17 protein-coding genes are annotated in these 17,891 nt (G+C 60.1%); 8 read left to right on the top strand and 9 right to left on the bottom strand.

Annotated features, from left to right (window positions below; translation table 11 throughout):
• Positions 1-74 precede the first annotated feature (74 nt).
• Positions 75-1,994, bottom strand: coding sequence for a dihydroxy-acid dehydratase (gene ilvD / locus ACFVHU_RS17750; RefSeq protein ID WP_105661080.1), 1,920 nt, complete (start codon positions 1,992-1,994; stop codon positions 75-77).
• An 85-nt stretch (positions 1,995-2,079) separates the two neighbouring features.
• On the opposite strand from ilvD, the gene ACFVHU_RS17745 reads away from it, so the two are divergent.
• Entirely contained in the window at positions 2,080-2,859 is a 780-nt protein-coding gene (locus ACFVHU_RS17745; protein WP_133834723.1) for a helix-turn-helix transcriptional regulator, read from the top strand.
• A gap of 270 nt (positions 2,860-3,129) precedes the next feature.
• On the opposite strand, the gene ACFVHU_RS17740 is transcribed toward ACFVHU_RS17745, so the two are convergent.
• A complete protein-coding gene (locus ACFVHU_RS17740) occupies positions 3,130-3,879 on the bottom strand; it encodes an alpha/beta fold hydrolase (RefSeq protein ID WP_166650848.1) in 750 nt (249 codons plus the stop codon).
• 116 nt (positions 3,880-3,995) lie between these two features.
• Here ACFVHU_RS17740 and ACFVHU_RS17735 point away from each other — a divergent pair, with 116 nt between their 5' ends.
• The 5 genes from ACFVHU_RS17735 to ACFVHU_RS17715 are packed head-to-tail and all read left to right on the top strand — an operon-like array spanning position 3,996 to position 9,698.
• The gene (locus ACFVHU_RS17735; protein ID WP_133834721.1) at positions 3,996-4,721 is read left to right on the top strand and encodes an NUDIX domain-containing protein; all 726 of its coding nucleotides are present in this window, start codon (positions 3,996-3,998) and stop codon (positions 4,719-4,721) included.
• A 51-nt stretch (positions 4,722-4,772) separates the two neighbouring features.
• Positions 4,773-6,056, top strand: a complete 1,284-nt coding sequence (nadA, locus tag ACFVHU_RS17730; protein ID WP_133834720.1) for a quinolinate synthase NadA — start codon at positions 4,773-4,775, stop codon at positions 6,054-6,056.
• The gene (locus ACFVHU_RS17725; protein WP_133834719.1) at positions 6,053-7,696 is read left to right on the top strand and encodes an L-aspartate oxidase; all 1,644 of its coding nucleotides are present in this window, start codon (positions 6,053-6,055) and stop codon (positions 7,694-7,696) included. Before nadA ends, ACFVHU_RS17725 begins: the two co-directional genes overlap by 4 nt.
• Complete coding sequence (gene nadC, locus ACFVHU_RS17720; RefSeq protein ID WP_208294287.1) at positions 7,693-8,559, top strand: carboxylating nicotinate-nucleotide diphosphorylase; 867 nt, start codon at positions 7,693-7,695, stop codon at positions 8,557-8,559. Before ACFVHU_RS17725 ends, nadC begins: the two co-directional genes overlap by 4 nt.
• Positions 8,556-9,698: a cysteine desulfurase family protein gene (locus ACFVHU_RS17715; RefSeq protein WP_133834718.1), complete on the top strand. Its 1,143-nt coding sequence runs from the start codon at positions 8,556-8,558 to the stop codon at positions 9,696-9,698. The genes nadC and ACFVHU_RS17715 overlap by 4 nt, the downstream gene beginning before the upstream one ends.
• A 164-nt stretch (positions 9,699-9,862) precedes the next feature.
• Here ACFVHU_RS17715 and ACFVHU_RS17710 read toward each other — a convergent pair whose 3' ends face one another.
• A complete protein-coding gene (locus ACFVHU_RS17710) occupies positions 9,863-11,038 on the bottom strand; it encodes a hypothetical protein (RefSeq protein WP_133834717.1) in 1,176 nt (391 codons plus the stop codon).
• A gap of 300 nt (positions 11,039-11,338) precedes the next feature.
• Positions 11,339-12,766: a D-alanyl-D-alanine carboxypeptidase family protein gene (locus tag ACFVHU_RS17705; RefSeq protein ID WP_133834716.1), complete on the bottom strand. Its 1,428-nt coding sequence runs from the start codon at positions 12,764-12,766 to the stop codon at positions 11,339-11,341.
• A gap of 449 nt (positions 12,767-13,215) precedes the next feature.
• Between ACFVHU_RS17705 and ACFVHU_RS17700 the strand changes: the two genes are divergently transcribed.
• Together ACFVHU_RS17700 and ACFVHU_RS17695 are read left to right on the top strand one after the other, a co-directional pair.
• Complete coding sequence (locus ACFVHU_RS17700; protein WP_166650847.1) at positions 13,216-13,725, top strand: GNAT family N-acetyltransferase; 510 nt, start codon at positions 13,216-13,218, stop codon at positions 13,723-13,725.
• Between the two features lie 69 nt (positions 13,726-13,794).
• On the top strand, positions 13,795-14,271 hold the full coding sequence (locus tag ACFVHU_RS17695; protein WP_105658050.1) for an SRPBCC domain-containing protein: 477 nt from the start codon (positions 13,795-13,797) through the stop codon (positions 14,269-14,271).
• A 13-nt stretch (positions 14,272-14,284) separates the two neighbouring features.
• Here ACFVHU_RS17695 and ACFVHU_RS17690 read toward each other — a convergent pair whose 3' ends face one another.
• From ACFVHU_RS17690 to ACFVHU_RS17670, 5 genes are all read right to left on the bottom strand, one after another.
• Positions 14,285-14,878: a dihydrofolate reductase family protein gene (locus tag ACFVHU_RS17690; protein WP_133834714.1), complete on the bottom strand. Its 594-nt coding sequence runs from the start codon at positions 14,876-14,878 to the stop codon at positions 14,285-14,287.
• Positions 14,879-14,987: 109 nt separating this feature from the next.
• Complete coding sequence (locus ACFVHU_RS17685; RefSeq protein WP_105661090.1) at positions 14,988-15,671, bottom strand: hypothetical protein; 684 nt, start codon at positions 15,669-15,671, stop codon at positions 14,988-14,990.
• Positions 15,672-15,793: 122 nt separating this feature from the next.
• Positions 15,794-16,252 carry a MarR family winged helix-turn-helix transcriptional regulator gene (locus tag ACFVHU_RS17680; protein ID WP_105658053.1) on the bottom strand — a complete coding sequence of 153 codons (459 nt, stop codon included), beginning with the start codon at positions 16,250-16,252 and terminating at the stop codon, positions 15,794-15,796.
• On the bottom strand, positions 16,236-17,369 hold the full coding sequence (locus ACFVHU_RS17675; RefSeq protein ID WP_105661548.1) for an LLM class flavin-dependent oxidoreductase: 1,134 nt from the start codon (positions 17,367-17,369) through the stop codon (positions 16,236-16,238). The genes ACFVHU_RS17680 and ACFVHU_RS17675 overlap by 17 nt, the downstream gene beginning before the upstream one ends.
• Before the next feature lie 208 nt (positions 17,370-17,577).
• Entirely contained in the window at positions 17,578-17,811 is a 234-nt protein-coding gene (locus ACFVHU_RS17670) for a hypothetical protein (RefSeq protein ID WP_133834713.1), read from the bottom strand.
• Positions 17,812-17,891 lie beyond the last annotated feature (80 nt).

Here is a 17,891-nt window from a genome sequence, read left to right as displayed (position 1 = left end):
TTGGAAACAGAACAGGCCCGGTCCGCTTATTCGCATAAGTGGTCCGGGCCTGTTGCCATGGTCAAGCCTTCTGGCTAGATTTGGGCCGCGCTTTGGGCTGCGGCTTCACGCTCATCGGCTTCGCGCATGGCCCGCTCTACGCGATCCACGTCGCGGACCGCACCCTTGTCAGCGGACAACGCCATGGCGGCGTAGGCCCGCAACGCAGGGGAGACCACGCGCTCGCGGCTCTTCGGGCGGTAGCCGGTGGTAGCGATCAAGCGCTCGCGGCGTTGTGCCAAGACCTCGTCAGAGACGTTCAGGGTCAGCTCGCGGGTCGGGATATCGATGGAGATGGTATCGCCATCTTCCACCAGGGCGATCATGCCACCGGAAGCGGCCTCGGGGGAGACGTGCCCGATGGACAGGCCCGAGGTGCCACCAGAGAAGCGGCCATCGGTGATCAGTGCGCAGGCCTTGCCCAGGCCGCGGCCCTTGAGGAACGAGGTGGGGTAGAGCATTTCCTGCATGCCCGGCCCGCCCTTGGGACCTTCGTAGCGGATGACCACTACGTCGCCTTCCTTCACCTGCTTGTTCAGGATCTTCTCCACGGCTTCATCCTGCGATTCGCAGACCACTGCCGGGCCGGAGAAGGTCCAGATCGAAGGGTCAACGCCAGCGGTCTTGACCACTGCACCGTCCACGGCGATATTGCCGCGCAGTACGGCCAGGCCGCCGTCCTTGGAGTAGGCATTCTCAACCGAGTGGATGCAGCCTTCTGCATCATCGGTGTCCAGCGCCGCCCACCGCTCGGACTGCGAGAAGGCGGTGGAGGAGCGCACGCCGCCCGGGGCCGCGTGCCACAGGTCGAAGGATTCCTCCTTGGCCTTGCCGCTGCGGATATCCCAGTCATCGAGCCATTCGCCCAGGGTTGCCGAGTGAACCGTGTGCACGGTTTCATCCAGCAGGCCGCCGCGGCGCAGCTCGCCGAGGATTGCGGGGATGCCACCGGCACGGTGGACATCTTCCATGTAGTAGATGGTGCCGTTGCCGGCAGCGTTGGGTGCAACCTTGGCCAGGCACGGGACACGGCGGGACACTTCATCGATCTCATCGAGGCCGAATTCCACGCCGGCCTCGCGGGCGGCGGCCAGCAGGTGCAAGATGGTGTTGGTGGAACCGCCCATGGCGATATCCAGTGCCATGGCGTTGCCGAAGGCCTTCTTGGTGGCGATGCTGCGTGGCAGGACCGTCTCGTCGTCTTCGCCGTAGTAGCGGTTGGCGATATCGACTACCAGCTTGCCGGCGTTTTCATACAGGTCCTTGCGGGCCGTGTGGGTAGCCAAGGTGGAGCCGTTGCCCGGCAGGGACAAGCCCATGGCCTCGGTCAGGCAGTTCATCGAGTTGGCGGTGAACATGCCCGAGCAGGAGCCGCAGGTCGGGCAGGCCGACTCTTCGATGCGCAGCAGGTCTGCATCCGATACGTTCTCGTTCACGGCCTCGGAGATGGCATCCACCAGGTCCAAGGTGCGCACGGTGCCATCTACCAGGGTGGCGCGGCCGGCTTCCATCGGACCACCAGAGACGAAGACCGTAGGGATGTTCAGGCGCAATGCGGCCATCAGCATGCCCGGGGTGATCTTGTCGCAGTTCGAGATGCAGATCAGCGCGTCGGCACAGTGGGCATTGACCATGTATTCCACGGAGTCGGCAATGAGGTCGCGCGATGGCAGCGAGTAGAGCATGCCTCCGTGGCCCATGGCGATGCCGTCGTCCACGGCAATGGTGTTGAATTCGCGGGGGATGCCACCGGCGGCAGTGATGGCGTCGGAGACAATGCGGCCTACCGGCTGCAGATGGGTGTGCCCTGGAACGAATTCAGTGAAGCTGTTGGAGACAGCGATAATCGGCTTGCGCCCGAGGTCAGCGCCGTTCACGCCGGCTGCGCGGAACAGTGCGCGAGCGCCGGCCATATTGCGGCCATGGGTGACAGTGTGTGAACGAAGTGTGGTCATACCTAAAATCTCACCATATATTTGCCCTCAAACCCAGACGGTGACGATACTAGTAGTACTACTACCATGCAATGAGGTTTACCCCGTGACTCCAAGTCAAAGACGTCGCGAAGAACTCGCCGCGTTCCTCAAGGACCGCCGGGCCCGGGCTGACAGGGCTTCCCATGGATTGCCGGAGATCGGACGCAGCCGCGTGCGCGGCCTGCGCCGCGAAGAGGTCGCCACCTTGGCCGGCGTTTCCGTTACCTGGTACACCTGGCTTGAGCAGGCCCGCGACATCAATCCCTCGCGCCAGGTTCTGCAGTCCTTGGCACGGCTGTTCCGGCTCACCCCGGTGGAATCCTCGTACCTGTTTTCTCTGGCAGGGCACGGTGAGCTTGACCCGATTGGCACCGGCGGCATGACTCCAGCCCTGCAGCGTTTGCTCGATGCGTTGCAGTTCCCGGCCTTCCTGCTCTCCGCCGACTGGACCATCCTGGGCTGGAATGAGGCCTATGAACAGCTGTATCCGCGGGTGGCTTCATTGGACAGCGAAGATCGGAACCTGTTGTGGCTCGTATTCACCGATGCGCAATTGCGTGAGATGCTCCCGGATTGGGAAGTGCAAAGCCGCGGTTTCGTGGGAAGCTTCCGTGCCGAAACGCGTGGATGGCTCAGCCCGTCGGGGGAGAGCGGCATCGTTGCGCGGGTCTCGGCGGCCTCCCCGGAATTTGCCGCGATCTGGAATGAACGCGACGTTGCAGGTTTCCGCACCGGTGAACGGGTGTTCCGGCATCCTAAATTGGGGCTGACCTGCTACGAGCAGCACAACCTGACTCCTACCGAAGCCACGGACTTGACCTTGTTGATGTACACGCCGCTCTAGCACAGGTGTGCTCGCCGAAGTAGCGGCAGGGAATGGGAAGAGATTCGAGATCGCTAGGCCTGCACGCATCGAATCATTTAACCGATAAGGGCCACAGTGCTGATCGGAACGTGCAGCGAACAAGAGCACGTCCATGTTCGGTTCCAGTTCGGAAATGCAATAGTCGGCGCTGAGCTGGCTAAGGCTCGTCTGGAAACCCGGACGAGCCTTAGGGCGGATAGTTGTATAGGCTCAAGGCAGCGGAGGCCTGCATTAAAGGAGTGGCCGGAGCTAAAAGCTCACGAACTCAAGCGCTCTCTCTTTGAACTCGCGACTGGTTACAGCGTTGGCGTGATTGCGACCTGACAGCCACAGCACTTCATTGCGTGTTCCTGCGTCCTTCAGGAGGCGACGCAAATGCGGCATGGTGGTCGCGAGATCATCCTGGTCTCCGGCGACGAGCAAGGTTGGAACTGACGGCACCTTGGCTGCCGGATCGTAAGGCTCGGATTTGATTGCTTCTATGAGCTCAAAAAGCGCCGATAGATCATTGGACGGTTCAGCCTCGGCAATCCGCATGATGGCGGCGGTGTAGTCGTCATGGATCTTTTCGCCCGTCTCGACGTAGGCACGGGCCTGGCCCAATTCGAAGGCGGCCAGCGGATCACCGGCTCCTGGACCCCCGATGACCAGATGATTCACCAAATCCGGATTGAAAGCGGCGAACTCCCACGCCAGCCGGGAACCCAAAGAGTAGCCGATGACGTCTACGGGACCATCATCCAGATCCATCACGATGGCAGCCAGGGCCTGGCGAATCTGGCTTGGCGCCCAGCTGCCGTCATTGCGGCGAGGATCTTCTCCATGGCCGGGCAAATCAACCAGAAGGACATCGCGTCCTGCATCAGTGAAATATTTCAGCCAACGCGAGCGGTCCCAATTCAGTTCGCCGGATGAGGCGAAGCCGTGGATGAAAAGCACGGATGGGCTTTTCACCTCAGTGTTTGCGCGAACCACTCGAAGATTCAGATCCAATGTCATGCCATTGATCATAGGCCATTCACCCTCGAAATGTGATCTGGGCTAGCGCCTGAAGAGCGTTAATGTCAGAATGACTCTAACGAATCCGAATGTGCTGAAAACGAGGCAAATAAGAAATGTCATCCGTACCGGGTTGGGCGAACGTCGACGAACGCCGCAACCTCCCGCCCGCTCTAGCGGTTTCCACTGTGATCCTGGGAATCCGTGAAGGCAAGGATGGCGGACACGACAAACTCTGCTTGCCAGTGGTACGCCGCATTCGCCAACCCCACACCGGAATGTGGGCGCTGCCAGGCGGACCAGTTGATCCGCGCGAATCCCTCGGCCAAGCGGCCGGGCGCAACCTTGCCGAAACCACGGGCCTGCGCCCCACCTATCTGGAACAGCTCTACACCTTCGGCGATATCGACCGCTCGCCAACCCACCGCCTAGTCACCATCGCCTACTTTGCGCTGCTGAACGCAGATCAAGTGGGCGCCACCGTCCAAGACGACAACGTGGCCTGGTTCGATATCGATGATCCGCAGATTGCCCAGATGGCTTTCGACCACCGGAAGATCTTGGACTACGCCATGTGGAGGCTGCGCAACAAAACCGAATACGGGCAGATAGCCCATCGGCTGCTCGGCGAACGCTTTACTCTGGCGGCCCTGCGCGGAGTCTATGAAGCCATCCTCGGACGCCGTCTGGACCCTGCGAACTTCCGCCGAACGCTCAAGAGCACGGCATCCATTGAGGAGACCGACGAATACCTAGCTGGCGGACAGCACCGGCCACCACGGCTATACCGCTACGTAGGCCACGGACCGGACCCGTTGGAAGTCGACCCGCTGCACGACTAGCAAGCACCATCCATACTTTTCACCGTCATCCTGCAAGAAACGGACGAACCCATGAGCACCCAAATCACTGACAACGCCAACGCCTCGGTAGCCCAGAACATCGCTCGGCTCAATCTGCTGGCTCCGGCTTCCACCTGTTCCACCGACCTGGCCTCCAACCCGTGGGACACCCCCGCAGGCTACGGGCCAGGTGCCTCCCAAGCAGATTCGGTTCCAGCGGGTTACCCGGTGCAGGGTTCGATCCCGGAGGAATACCTGGAGGCCAGCGACGCTGAGCTTGATACCCGCATCTTGGCGGCCAAGGAAACCCTGGGGGACAGGGCAGTGATCCTCGGGCACTTCTACCAGCGCGATGAAGTCGTGAAGTACGCAGATTTCGTAGGTGACTCCTTCCAGCTGGCCAACGCCGCATTGACCCGCGACAAGGCCGAAGCCATCGTGTTCTGCGGGGTGCACTTCATGGCCGAAACGGCAGATATTCTCAGCCGTGAGGACCAGTCGGTGATCCTTCCGAATCTTGCTGCAGGCTGCTCCATGGCGGACATGGCAGACGGTCCGAGCGTGCAACAGTGCTGGGAAGAGCTCACAGCCCTGTATGCGGAGGAAGCCGATGACGGGCGGATGCCGGTCATTCCGGTGACTTACATGAACTGCTCTGCAGAGCTCAAGGCCTTTGTCGGGCGCAACGGAGGACTGGTCTGCACGTCCTCCAACGCTGCAACTGTTCTTCAGTGGGCTTTCGAGCGTGGACGCCGTGTCCTGTTCTTCCCGGACCAGCACCTTGGACGCAACACCGCTAAGGCGATGGGCATTTCCCTGGAACAGATGCCGATGTGGACCCCGCGCAAGGAATTAGGCGGGAACGAAGCCACCACCCTGCTCGATGCCAAGGTCATTTTGTGGCACGGCTTCTGCTCCGTGCACAAGCGCTTCAACCCCGCGCAGATCGCCAAGGCGCGTGAGGATTTCCCCGGCGTGCGCGTGATTGTGCATCCGGAATGCCCCATGGAAGTTGTGGACGCGGCAGATGAAGCAGGCTCTACCGACTACATCCAAAAGGCTATTGCCGCTGCTACCGAGCCAACTGCTTTTGCCATCGGCACCGAAATCAATATGGTCAACCGCTTGGCTGCCCAGTACCCGCAGCACAACATCTTCTGCCTGGACCCGGTGATCTGCCCGTGCTCCACGATGTACCGAATCCACCCGGGCTACCTTGCCTGGGTGCTCGAACAGCTGGTTGCCGGACGAGTGGTCAACCAGATTTCCGTGCCGAAGGAACAGCAGGGGGATGCAAAGATCGCCCTGGAGCGCATGCTAGCTGCCAAGCCATGAGCCAGAGGCAACTAGAACCGAAGAAGCTGGTGATCGTCGGCTCCGGTGTGGCCGGCCTGTGCGCTGCCTTGCAAGCTGTAGAGCTGGGTATCCAGCCGGTATTGCTGACCAAAGGCAAACTGGGGGACTCGAACTCCGAGCTCGCGCAGGGCGGGCTATCAGCTGTTACCGGAGCATCCATGGCCCACGGCGACTCCGTGTCCAAACACGTTGCCGATACGCTCAAAGCTGGCGCGGGCCACTGCGGCGTGGGACCGGCGGAACACCTGTGTACCTCAGGCGACGAGCTAGTGCAGGCTTTGGAATCCTATGCAGTGGTCTTTGACCGCGACGCAGACGGTTCCTACCAGCTTGGCCTTGAAGCCGCGCACAGCGCGCACCGGATTCTGCATATCAACGGGGATGCCACCGGCGCTTCACTGGTGCAAACCCTGGTTGGTGCCGTGCGCCAGCTGGAGACTGCCAAGAAACTCAGTATTATCGAGGATGCGCTTGCCACCGAACTGCAGCTGCAGGACGGAAAAGTCTCAGGGGTGCACTACTTGCGCCACGATGCACAGCAGCTGCTCTCGTCCAGCGCCGTGCTGCTGGCTACCGGCGGACTGGGCCAGTTGTACTCAGCGACCACCAATCCCCGAGGAGCAACCGCCGACGGCCTGGGACTGGCCGCCCGGGCCGGTGCCGTCATCGCGGATGGCGAATTCGTCCAGTTCCACCCGACACTGGTTGACCCGGCCCGATATCCCGAAGCCGGGATGGTTTCGGAAGCCGTCCGTGGCGAGGGCGCCATCCTGGTCAATGACGCGGGGCAGCGGTTCATGCCTGGAATTCACCCGGATGCTGAGCTGGCACCTCGTGATGTCGTGGCCCGAGGCATCCATGAGCAGATCCAAGCCGGGCACCAGGTGTACCTTGATGCGCGGGCCGTGGAAGAAACACGCGGCGCAGGATTCCTCGCTCGCCGTTTCCCGTCCATCACCGCCAAGCTCGCGAGTTGCACCGCGGGCGGCTCCGGCCTGGACATGGCTCATGACCTGATTCCGGTGGTAGCGGCCCAGCACTACTTCATGGGCGGGATCTACACCGACACGTCAGGACGAACCTCTGTCCCCGGTCTTTATGCGGCCGGCGAATGCGCCAACACGACAGTTCACGGCGCCAACCGACTAGCCAGCAATTCGTTGCTGGAGGCCATGGTTTTTGCGCGGAACGCGGTTGCCGCCATGGCCGGTGAAGCTTCCGACACCGGGTGCGATATCAGCAGGCTGGTGGTCCAGGAGATCAGCGCGCCAACTCCACAAGCACCCCTGGAGCTTGACCAGTTGCAAACGGCAGCCAGCAGCAAACTTGGTGTCTACCGTACCGGCGTGCAGCTCGAAGAAATGGTTCATCTGCTAGCGACGAGCGCGCCTGTAGCTGCCACGGCGCGCGAGCAATCGGAACTGCGCAACCTGTGGATCACCGCACGGATCATCGCCGCAGGTTCCACGGCACGCACCAAAAGCCTGGGTGCGCACCATCGCTTGGATTCAACCGAATTCACCAGCAGCCAGTCAGATGAGGGCGTGCGCTACGGCTGGACTCTGCACCCAAGCGAGCTGGATAATGAAAACCTTTTGAGCAAGGAATTGAACGCGTGAACACTTCGACCCATCCGGTACCCACCGCGGCCATGGACCGCATCATCGAGCTGGCGCTCGCCGAGGACAATCCGCGCGGCGACATCACCGCGCTGACCATCGTTCCCGAAGGTGCGACAGCGACTGCTGTGGTGCAGGCCCGCCAGCCAGGCGTACTCTCCGGAGGTGCGGTATTCACCCGGACAATGCAGCTAGTGGATCTGCAGCTGGAGGTGGAACAGCTGATTGCCGACGGAGACACGTTTGCCGCCGGTGGCAGCTTGCTCAAGGTCACCGGGCCGGCGGCGAGCTTGCTGACCGCTGAACGCGTGGGGCTCAATCTCCTGCAGCGCATGAGTGCCATCGCCACGGCGACCGCTGAGCTCGTCGGCCTGGTTGCGCATACCAAAGCCCGCATTGTCGATACCCGGAAAACTACGCCAGGCCTACGCGTCCTTGAACGCTACGCAGTGCGCTGCGGTGGAGGAGTCAACCACCGGGACAACCTGTCGGATGCTTTCATGGCCAAGGACAACCACCTGGCTTTGCTGGATAACGGGGAGCAGCTTACGGCGGCCCTGAAATCCGTACGTGCGCGGCTGGGGCACACGACATCGATGGAAGTTGAAGTGGATTCGATTGCGCAGATTCCAGCTGTGCTCGCCGCCGGCGTGGATATCATCATGCTGGATAACTTTGATCCGGCGGACATTCCCGCAGCCATTGAACTGATCAACGGGCAAGCGGTGGTCGAAGCCAGCGGAAATATCAACGCCGCAACAGTCGTGGCTGTCGCTGAAGCTGGTGTTGATGTCATTTCCTCGGGGGCCATCACGCATTCGGTGAAAGCGATTGACCTTGGACTGGATATGGTTATTGCATGATCTACATGGATGCCGCATCCACTGCGCCGCCTCGCCAAGACGTTCTCGACATGCTCAATCCGTTGCTGACCAAAGATTTTGGAAATCCGGCATCTTTGCATGAAGCAGGGCAGCAGGCCAAGCGGGCTAACGACTGGGCAAGAACCCAGGTGGCTAGCCAGCTGGGCGTGGCAGCTGAGGAAGTCTATTTCACTTCCGGCGGCACCGAGGGGGCCAATGCTGCCGTGATCGGGGCGGCTTTGGCCAACCCCCGCGGACGCGTGGTGGTCTCCAGTTCCATTGAGCATCCAGCGGTACTGGAAGCCTGCAAGTACCTTGTTGAATTCCACGGATTCGAACACCGCATCATCCCGGTATCGGCCACGGGGCTGGTCGATCTGGATGCGGCCGGCGATCTGATCGATGCAGCTGTTGCCGTGGTTTCGGTGATGGCAGTGAACAATGAAGTGGGCACCATTCAACCGGTTGTGCAGGTTGCCCAGCTGGCCCGCAACGCTGGGGCGATCATGCATACGGACGCCGTGCAGGCCGCCGGCTGGATCGATCTCAAGCCGTTGTGCGCCGCTGTGGACGCATTGAGCATTTCCGGGCACAAGCTCGGCAGCCTCAAGGGCAGCGGAGCACTGTACCTGTCCGCTAAGCATCGCTTTGTGCCGTTGCTGCACGGGGGCGGGCAGCAGGGCGGAATGCGTTCGGGAACCGAGAACCCGGCCGCTGCCGTCGGCATAGCTGTGGCATTGCAGGCAGCGACCGCACAGCGCGAAGCAGGACTGGGCGCAAGCTTTGGCCCGTACTTGGTTGAACGGATCCTCAAGGAGCTCAATGCCAAGCATCCGGGCAGCGTCCAGCTGACAGGTGATCGGGACCATCGCGTTGGAGGCATAGTCTCTTTCGTCTTCCCGAAGACCGCAGGCGAAACTGTGCTGATTGAATTGGCCCGCAGGGGAGTCCTATGCTCTTCAGGTTCTGCTTGCGCAGCAGGCTCGACCGATCCTTCGGCGGTACTAACTGCGATGGGCTATGAAGAAGAACTGGCTCATACTGCTGTCCGTCTTTCGTTCACGCGCACCGCAAAAGAAAATGAGATCAGCCAGGTGGCCTCGGCCGTAGTTTCCTGCGTCTCCGGGCTCTTGAAGTAGCCAATTCGATAATCTCTGCAGGCTCGATTAATTCTGCGAGCCGCAGCAAATATGCCGCGAGTACTCTTCGCATATGGTCGTGCACTAGTGCTTCGGGAACGGAATATTCCCCAAAAGCTGTGAAGGCAAGTTCCAACTAATGGGGAATATCCGAGTTCGCCTGATTAGCAGTCGTCTGTCTCCGGCTGATCGCCGGTGGTAGCTGCGGGTAGTGCCCGGTGGCGTTCGGCGCGCTTCAATCCTGCCATTCGTCCGCTAGCGGCACCGGCCAGTGAAGAGCCGAGATTCTTCGCTTTGGATACGCCAGCTGATGCCCCGGACAGGCTGCCTTTCACCAAGTTGCTATCGCGCACGGAACCCGCCACTTTTTGTGCCTTGCCGAGGGCGGACGCACCTGCTGAGGTCAGTGTCGTGGAAAGGCCGTGTTCAGCCTCGGCCGCGTCCAAATCATGCAGCGCAGCCAAGTACTCTGCCGCGTCAACCAGCGGTGGCGGGAGTTCGCGCAGATGCTGCTTGAGCCTACTGGACTGCACCTTGAGCGTGACAAAAGTCAGCCCACCGGAGACCACCCCGCCAACGACGGGAACAATCTTGCTGACACTCTTGGCGAAGCTTTGCTTGGTGACATTGACGCCAATCAACCTCAGCGTTTGTTTCATCGGACCGTACCATGCTGTTTTGGTTAGAGCCTGTTTCGCGAGATTCTTCTGGATAGCCGGTCCAGCTACCTGGGAAGCAAACCGGCCGACCGTGGTAGACGCACCGCTGACTCCCATCATCACGCCGAGGAAACCGGCGAGTTTTCCCAGTGTTTCATCGTCGATGTGTTCCACGTCGTCCAGGAAGGATTGCCAGCCGTAGGTGTAGGCGATCTTCTGCATGACCCTGAATGCATGGATGTAGAACTGGGTGATGTCCGCCGGGATCGTACCGAACATGAAAAGCCCGCCAGGCAATCCACTGGCAAATGACAAGGCAGTGGACTTGCGAGTTTCGAAATCAATGGAATTGGAAGCAATATCGTCAAGGATCTCTGGCCCGATCCCCGCTGCGGCTGGGTTGGTCGAGACTGCGCGTTCTATCTGCTCGCGGCTCAAGCCCCTCTTGTGGAGCTCTGCAGTGAGAAAGTGCTCGCGGTCGATTTTCACACCCCTGAGCCGGATAACTTTCTTGAGGAAAACGGTAGCGAATTGCTCGGCATCCAGATTTTGATCCTTGAGCATGCTGGCAAGGGTCTCGTCAGCTTCTGGACCAGACTGCGTAGCACTTGGATCAGCAATGCCTAGCTCGGCCTCCTGCTGGCTGGCAAGATCCGGCTTCTCATTCGTATTCTCCTGCAATCTGTTTCCCCCAAATGTATGTGCTGGAAACCAGCGGTGCGAAGTGTAGGCGAGTCGCTCACAGCTTATCCAATACGCGCCAGAAAGCAGGATCCTAGAGGAACCATGAAGCGGCGAAACCACCTGCGAATTAGTGATCAGTGAACCTGCCGTTGTTCGACACAACAGATGGAGGCCCGCACTTAGAAGTGTGGTTGCTGCACCGCAGCCCAAGAAAACGGTAAAAGAGAAATAGACGATTCATTCGAAAATGAATCGTCTATCTCTCAATCTGCGGATGCGCTGGTGTGGTCCAACCAGCTAGCGCAAGTACGTGCCGGAGACCCAGCCGTTCTTCCCGGCATACTTCACCGGGTACCAGCCGGACTTCTTCGAGCCGCGGATGGTCACCGTCTTTCCTTTGGGAATAGTGAGGATGACACGCTTGCCTGTTCCCGCGCCACTGCGCATGTTCAGGTTCGCGATGGTCTTCTTGGACGAGGACTTTGAGCTCTTGGGCTTGGTGGTCTTCGGTGCAGTCCCGGACGAGGAGAAATTGCTCAGGTAGGTGCCGGAGACCCAGCCATTCTTCCCTGCGTACTTCACCGGGTACCAGCCGGACTTCTTTGCGCCGCGAATGGCGACCTTCTTGCCATTCGGAATAGTCAGCACGACGCGATGGCTGGTGCCTGCCCCGGCACGCATATTCAAGTTCGCAGTGGTCTTGGCAGACTTGGCATTGCTGGTGCTCTTCTCAGGCGAGCTCTTCTTCGAATCCTTCTTCGGTGCTGCCGGCATCGAGTTGTTCTTCAGATACTTGCCCGATACCCAACCGGTTTTCGAGCTGTAGCGAACCTGGTACCAACCGGACTTCTTGGATCCGGTCAGTTGGACGCTCTTGCCTTTCGGGATGGTCAGCAATAGTCGGTTCCCGGCGCCTGCCCCGGTGCGCATATTCAGATTCGCGGTGGTCCGCGCTGTGCCCTTGGTCTGCTTGGGAGTGCTCTTGGCTTTCTTGCCTGAAACCCCATAGTAGGCTTCGAGGCTCTTGGCGCCAGAGTTCTTCACGCTCTTGGCCAAGGAGGTACCCAGGTAGCGGAAGTGCCACGGCTCGTAGGAGTAGCCCGTAACGGATTCCTGGCCCTTCTGGTAGCGCATGATGAAGCCGTACTTGTGTGCGTTCTTGCCGACCCACTTGCCCACGGGAGTGTTGGCGAAGCAGGCCTGCAAACCGCAAGCGCCGTTGGCATTTCCCACGTCAATGGCCAGGCCAGTTTGGTGCTCGCTGGTGCCCGGTACAGCGGAGATGCGTGAAGCGTAGCTCTTGCCATAGATGCGGGTGTAGTAGTTGAACAGCTCAGCCTGGCGGTTGTATGAACGATAACCGCTGACAGCCCGGATCTTGACACCGTCCTTCGCAGCTGCCTTGGCCATCTTGGTGTAGGCCTTGGCCGCCGAGGACTTCAGCCGGACGTTGGTGCCCTTGACCGCTACCGTCTTCGGTGCGTACTTAACGGGACTGAGCGGGTACTTCTTGTTGACGAAGACGTCATCCTTGCTCGGATTGCGCTGGATTTTCTTGGCGGCAATCTGCAGTCCGCTATTAACTGCCAGTGCCTGAGCCTGTACCGCTGAAGTTGCTGGGGCAGGGGCTGCGGCTAGTGCCGGGGTTGCCGGAAGCACTGTTGCAAGCAGTGCGGCCGACAGGACGGCAGCCATTGAAGTCTTGAACGCCCGAGGCAGTTTCATGGAACTCTCCGATAGAGGTGACAAGCGATGCGACCATCATTCCATCATCTATCCATGACTCGTTCAAGACGTTACTGCAAACGTTAGAGAAGGAATGGTCTCGTTGGGCCCATCTTTTGAATCAACTAGCGGGGCAATTCCGCCCTTGGCGCCAGGTGCCGGCAACCAGTGGCTGCTGGCGGTGCGGATATGGATAAACGGCCTCCCACTTGAGGCACCGCAAGTTTTCCCGGGGCCATGGCCGCAGGGTCTTCGCAACTGGGTTTTCCAGTCGGCCAGGCGTGCCGCAAGGAGCGCGGCCTGGGAAAATGCTCGCTGAACTTTGCTTGCAAGAAGTCGCAATCCTCACGCCAGCCGCCAGGAAAATGCCCCGTTCCTGGAGTCAAGTTGGTGGAAGAACACGAAGGGCCAATTTTTCTAGCTCGGCGAGATTTGGTAGGTTTGCGTGCATGCGTATCCGTCCAGAAGTCTTCGATGACCGAGCTGCGGTGTATGCAATAACCCATGCTGCGTTCTCCGGCATCGATCCGATGGTTGAGCCTGAGGAAGTCGGACTGCTGCAGCGTCTATTCGACTGCGACCAGTACGATAACCGTTTCTCAATCGTTGCCCTGGATGACACAACGGTCATTGGGCACGTCATCGCTACATGGGGAGAAGTGAACGGGGAACCCTTGCTGGGACTTGGCCCGCTAGCTGTCGCCCCGGAATACCAGCACCGAGGTGTCGGGTCGATCCTGATGCAAGAAATTCATGACAGGGCCGAGCAAGAAAGCATCAGCGGTATCGTTCTGCTGGGCGCCCCTGGCTACTACCGCCGCTTCGGCTACGAAGCGGCGCAAGGTCGCGGGATCCTGCCTACGCGCACCTCATGGGGCGAGCACTTCATGGTGCGGGTCTTCGACGATAACCGCCTGCCGCGCGGCAACTACCGCTATGCCAAGCCGTTTGGTGTCTAAACGCTAATTTTCGCTGGGAATTTTCCCATATCTATTGTCACTAGTGCTCTTCGGGCGTAAACCTGTCTTATGGAACCACATGAAGAGCTTCGCGAACTGTCCTTCACCGTGTCGGGAATCATTTCCAAATCGATCAGGCAAGTATACGAAGCTGTGGCTGATCCAGAACAGCTTTCCCATTACTTCACTACCGGCGGAGCATCCGGGCACATGGAAAACGGTGCCACCGTGACCTGGGACTTCCATGATTTCCCCGGCCCGTTCCCGGTCAAGATCGTGGAAGTGGAAGAGCCAAAGCGTATTGTCCTGCAATGGGGCGGCCAGCAATCCACTGCTGCCGATGGCATGAATACCGTGACGTTCGAATTCGCTTCACTGGAAGACAGCACCCGAACCAAGGTGACCATCAGCGAGGCCAGCTGGGTGGCGACCTCCGAAGGAGCCAAGGCTGCCTTTGGGAATTGCGAGGGCTGGACCGGGATGCTGGCCGCGATGAAGGCGTGGCTGGAATACGGGATCAACCTCCGCGAGGGGTTCTACAAATAGCCGGGATCGGCAGCTAGCGGCGGCGCTGGTAGTAGACGTGCGTGGCAAGCGTCGTTTCGCGCCGCGACACGCGGTCCATATGCGTTTCTATATCTTCAACGCTGATCGGTTCGCCATGCCCGAGGCGGATGGGCGCGATATGCAGCCGCAGCTCGTCAATGAGGCCGGCTCGCAAGAACTGCACAATGGTGTTTGCTCCACCGGCGATGGCCACTGGATTCTCTCCCGCCGCTTCCTGGGCTTCGGCGAGGGCTTCCTCGATCCCATCGGGGACGAATTGGAAGCTGGTCCCGCCCTCCAGGCAGAGCATCGGCTTCGGATGGTGGCTGAGCACGAAGACCGGGGCATGGTACGGAGGGGTCTCTCCCCACCACCCGATCCAGTCGGCGTCTTCCTCACCGGCTGGAGGGCCGAACATCTTGCTCCCCATGATGAAAGCCGAGGCTTCGGTAATAGCGGAAATTTCCGCCTGGTTCTCGTCGAGGCGCTCAAACTGCCAGCGGTGCAGGGCTTCGGCTCCCTCGCCCAGCGGATTATCCATGCTCTGATTGGGTCCAGCGCAGAATCCGTCCAGGGAGACGGTGACATCGCAAACTACCGAGCCCATGGCAAATGCCTCGATTCAACCTACATGCCGGCGGGAGAGTGGCTACTCCTACAATGAACCTGCCCGGAGGCAGAATCAAGCCCAGGTTCGGGACAATGCACCCAGACGCCTAGCTCTCCACGTCTTTTGGCGCACCGGCAACATTCCACAGCGACAAGTGGTATTTCCGGATCAGCGCTGCTTCCAGGAGGAGGGCCGCCTTGCGGTGGATGCAGGTGACCCACCGGCCTTCAAGATTCAAGCGGTCAATGGCCAGGCGTGCCACTTGCTGGATTGAGCGGGATTCACCGCGGTCCGCCTCGATTGCCAGGTCCCGCAGCCACTGGGGATCCGCTAGTCCTTCGTCAAAAGCGTACTTGCCCATGCCGGAGGTCGCGCCCTGGCCGCTGGAATAGATCTTCAGTCTTCCGCGAAGTCCCTTGCCGCTGCGTTCACCAGCCTGGCCCACGTAGATTGGCTCATGGTCCGAGGCGCCCGCGCGGCGGAACATGTAGACGCCCGGGGCCACTGGCGCCGAGTCGGCGGTGGCTTCAAAGGAGTCCCACGGCGACCAGTCCAGGGATTCAATGACCTGGTCGTCAATGGGCGTGAGGGAAATTTCCAGCCCCGGCGCGCCGGCGAACTGAAGTTGGGTCTGCAAAGCGGCGGAGACATGCCAGTTGCCACCTGGCTGAGGCGGCTTCTGGATGGCGCCCTTGGGACGATGCTGGCGCAGATAGCTGCGCAACTCCTTGGTTTCTACGCCAAGGGTGCTGGCAGCTTCTTCCAAGCTGAATAGCTTTTCGTCCTTCAAGAGTGTTCTGCCTTCTGTGCGCCGTGATTGAACAGTTGATGCTGAATCAATTTAATCCCATGGAATGCCCGGGAGCCCGGAAGGAGCTGCCTATGGCATGTCCTTCCGGGCTGGGGCAAAAGCTACTGCACCGCTTCACGCAGTTTGGTGCTCAAGCGTTCCAACTCATGGAATTCTTCTTCGGTCAGTGCGGTGCCCAGCAAATTGTGCAGATGCTTGACGTGCTCCCTTCCGATTTCCTGCTGGAGCTTGCGGCCTGCCTCGGTCAGCGAGAGCTGCATGGCACGGTGGTCATCCGGGTCGGCCTCGCGAACTACCAGCCCCTGGTCTTCCAATCGGGTGACCATGCGGCTGAGGCTGGGCTGCGAAATCAGCAACTGCTTGTTCAGGTCTACCATCCGGCTTTTGCCGCCGGGGCAGGTGCGCAAGTTGAACAGCACGTCGTACTCGCGCATGGACAGCTTGCCGAACTCCGGCATTGCGGTGATCTGGCGCATGACCGCCACCTGTGCCCGGAAAAGAGCCTCCCAGGCATCGGTGGCGACCTTCAATGAGGCTGCTGGATTACTGGTCCCGGTCACTTGCTACAGGCTCCTTGGTGTTTGCTTGCTCAGCTTCCAGTTTAGCGTCGCGAGCAGCAACCAATCCCGCATGGGTAGGAGCCGGGGTAAGGTCCTTCGGTGCCCGGGAATCCATTTCCTTGCGCAGTTCAGGCAGCACGTACTCGCCGAACAGGTCCAGCTGGTTCAGCACGGTCTTCAGCGGCAGGCCGGCATGGTCGATGAGGAACAGCTGTCGCTGGTAGCTGCCGAAGTACTCCTGGAAGGACAGCGTCTTCTCCAGCACCTGCTGCGGGGAGCCAACGGTCAGCGGGGTCTGGGAGGTGAAGTCTTCCAACGACGGGCCATGGCCGTAGACCGGGGCGTTATCGAAGTACGGGCGGAATTCCTTGACTGCCTGCTGGGAATCCTTGGCCATGTAGAACTGGCCGCCCAGGCCAACCACGGCCTGGTCGGCGCGTCCGTGCCCATAGTGCTCGTAGCGCTCGCGGTACAGGTTGATCAGCTGCTGGTAGTGCTCCTTTGGCCAGAAGATGTTGTTGGCGAAGAAGCCGTCACCGTAGTAGGCGGCGATTTCTGCTACCTGCGGGGTGCGGATTGATCCGTGCCAGACGAATGGTGCCACGTCATCGAGCGGGCGCGGGGTCGAGGTGAAGTTCTGCAGCGGGGTGCGGAACTTGCCTTCCCAGTTCACCACGTCCTCATCCCACAGGCGGCGCAGCAGGTGGTAGTTCTCCACGGTCAGGTTGACCGAGTCCTGCATGTTCTTGCCGAACCATGGGTAGACCGGCCCTGTGTTGCCGCGGCCCAGAACCAGGTCCACTCGGCCATCTGCCAGGTGCTGGAGCATGGCGAAGTCCTCGGCGATCTTCACCGGGTCATTGGTGGTGATCAGCGTGGTCGTGGTGGAAAGGATGATGCGCTCGGTCTGGGCGGCAATGTAGGCCAGTGTGGTGGTAGGGGAGGAGGAGAAGAACGGGCGGTTGTGGTGCTCGCCGATGGCATAGACGTCCATGCCGATTTCTTCGACCTTCTTGGCGATCGCCACCGATGCGTCGATGCGCTCTTTTTCGGTAGGGATGCGGCCGGTAGTCGGGTCGCGGGTGATGTCGCTGACTGAGAATACTCCGAATTGCATGTCCACTCCTGTTTTCCTGGTGCAAGCGTTATGTCCTGCCACCAATTTATATGCGTATGCATGTAATAACAAGTTGATGCGTCAAATATTCCCGGGCTCCTCGGAGATCTTTCTTCCTGGGGTGCACCGTCCGGCGGGTGCCCGTCACACTGCCGGCAACGTGCAATGAGTCAATGGGCAATGAGTCAACGAGTCAATGAGCAATGAGTCAACGGCGGGTGGGGATGAAACCTGCACCCCAGAACAAGTTGCCTTGCTCGTGGGCCGGTTCCAAAGAGGGCTGCCCTGGCACGCACCGGCAATTGCGCCTGTGCTTGCGCAACTGGCGCAAAGCCCGTCGCAGCTGGCGCGCAGTCAGCGCGGATCCGGTATCCGTACCGGACTGCTGCTCCTGGATGCGAGCGAACAGGATGGTGCATGGCGGAATCTGGGTTGCGGTCATGAGTTGGCCTTTCGTAGAAGTTCATACGACAGCCAACAGGCTCCAGCTAACTTGAGGTCAAGCGGCCGGACCTGAATAAT

It is taken from the genome of Glutamicibacter sp. NPDC127525, from assembly GCF_042672105.1.
GTDB lineage: Bacteria > Actinomycetota > Actinomycetes > Actinomycetales > Micrococcaceae > Glutamicibacter.
Note: the sequence above shows the minus strand (reverse complement) of the source record. Positions and strands in the feature narration are given on the sequence as shown.

Bases quoted from the DNA above. Each gene is read 5' to 3' on its own strand.
- nadA (WP_133834720.1), top strand. From the start codon at position 4,773: ATGAGCACCCAAATCACTGACAACGCCAACGCCTCGGTAGCCCAGAAC.
- ACFVHU_RS17735 (WP_133834721.1), top strand. From the start codon at position 3,996: ATGTCATCCGTACCGGGTTGGGCGAACGTCGACGAACGCCGCAACCTC.
- ACFVHU_RS17670 (WP_133834713.1), bottom strand. From the start codon at position 17,811: ATGACCGCAACCCAGATTCCGCCATGCACCATCCTGTTCGCTCGCATC.
- ACFVHU_RS17700 (WP_166650847.1), top strand. From the start codon at position 13,216: ATGCGTATCCGTCCAGAAGTCTTCGATGACCGAGCTGCGGTGTATGCA.
- ACFVHU_RS17705 (WP_133834716.1), bottom strand. From the start codon at position 12,766: ATGAAACTGCCTCGGGCGTTCAAGACTTCAATGGCTGCCGTCCTGTCG.
- ACFVHU_RS17715 (WP_133834718.1), top strand. From the start codon at position 8,556: ATGATCTACATGGATGCCGCATCCACTGCGCCGCCTCGCCAAGACGTT.
- ACFVHU_RS17675 (WP_105661548.1), bottom strand. From the start codon at position 17,369: ATGCAATTCGGAGTATTCTCAGTCAGCGACATCACCCGCGACCCGACT.
- ACFVHU_RS17740 (WP_166650848.1), bottom strand. From the start codon at position 3,879: ATGACATTGGATCTGAATCTTCGAGTGGTTCGCGCAAACACTGAGGTG.
- ACFVHU_RS17690 (WP_133834714.1), bottom strand. From the start codon at position 14,878: ATGGGCTCGGTAGTTTGCGATGTCACCGTCTCCCTGGACGGATTCTGC.
- ACFVHU_RS17725 (WP_133834719.1), top strand. From the start codon at position 6,053: ATGAGCCAGAGGCAACTAGAACCGAAGAAGCTGGTGATCGTCGGCTCC.
- ilvD (WP_105661080.1), bottom strand. From the start codon at position 1,994: ATGACCACACTTCGTTCACACACTGTCACCCATGGCCGCAATATGGCC.
- ACFVHU_RS17695 (WP_105658050.1), top strand. From the start codon at position 13,795: ATGGAACCACATGAAGAGCTTCGCGAACTGTCCTTCACCGTGTCGGGA.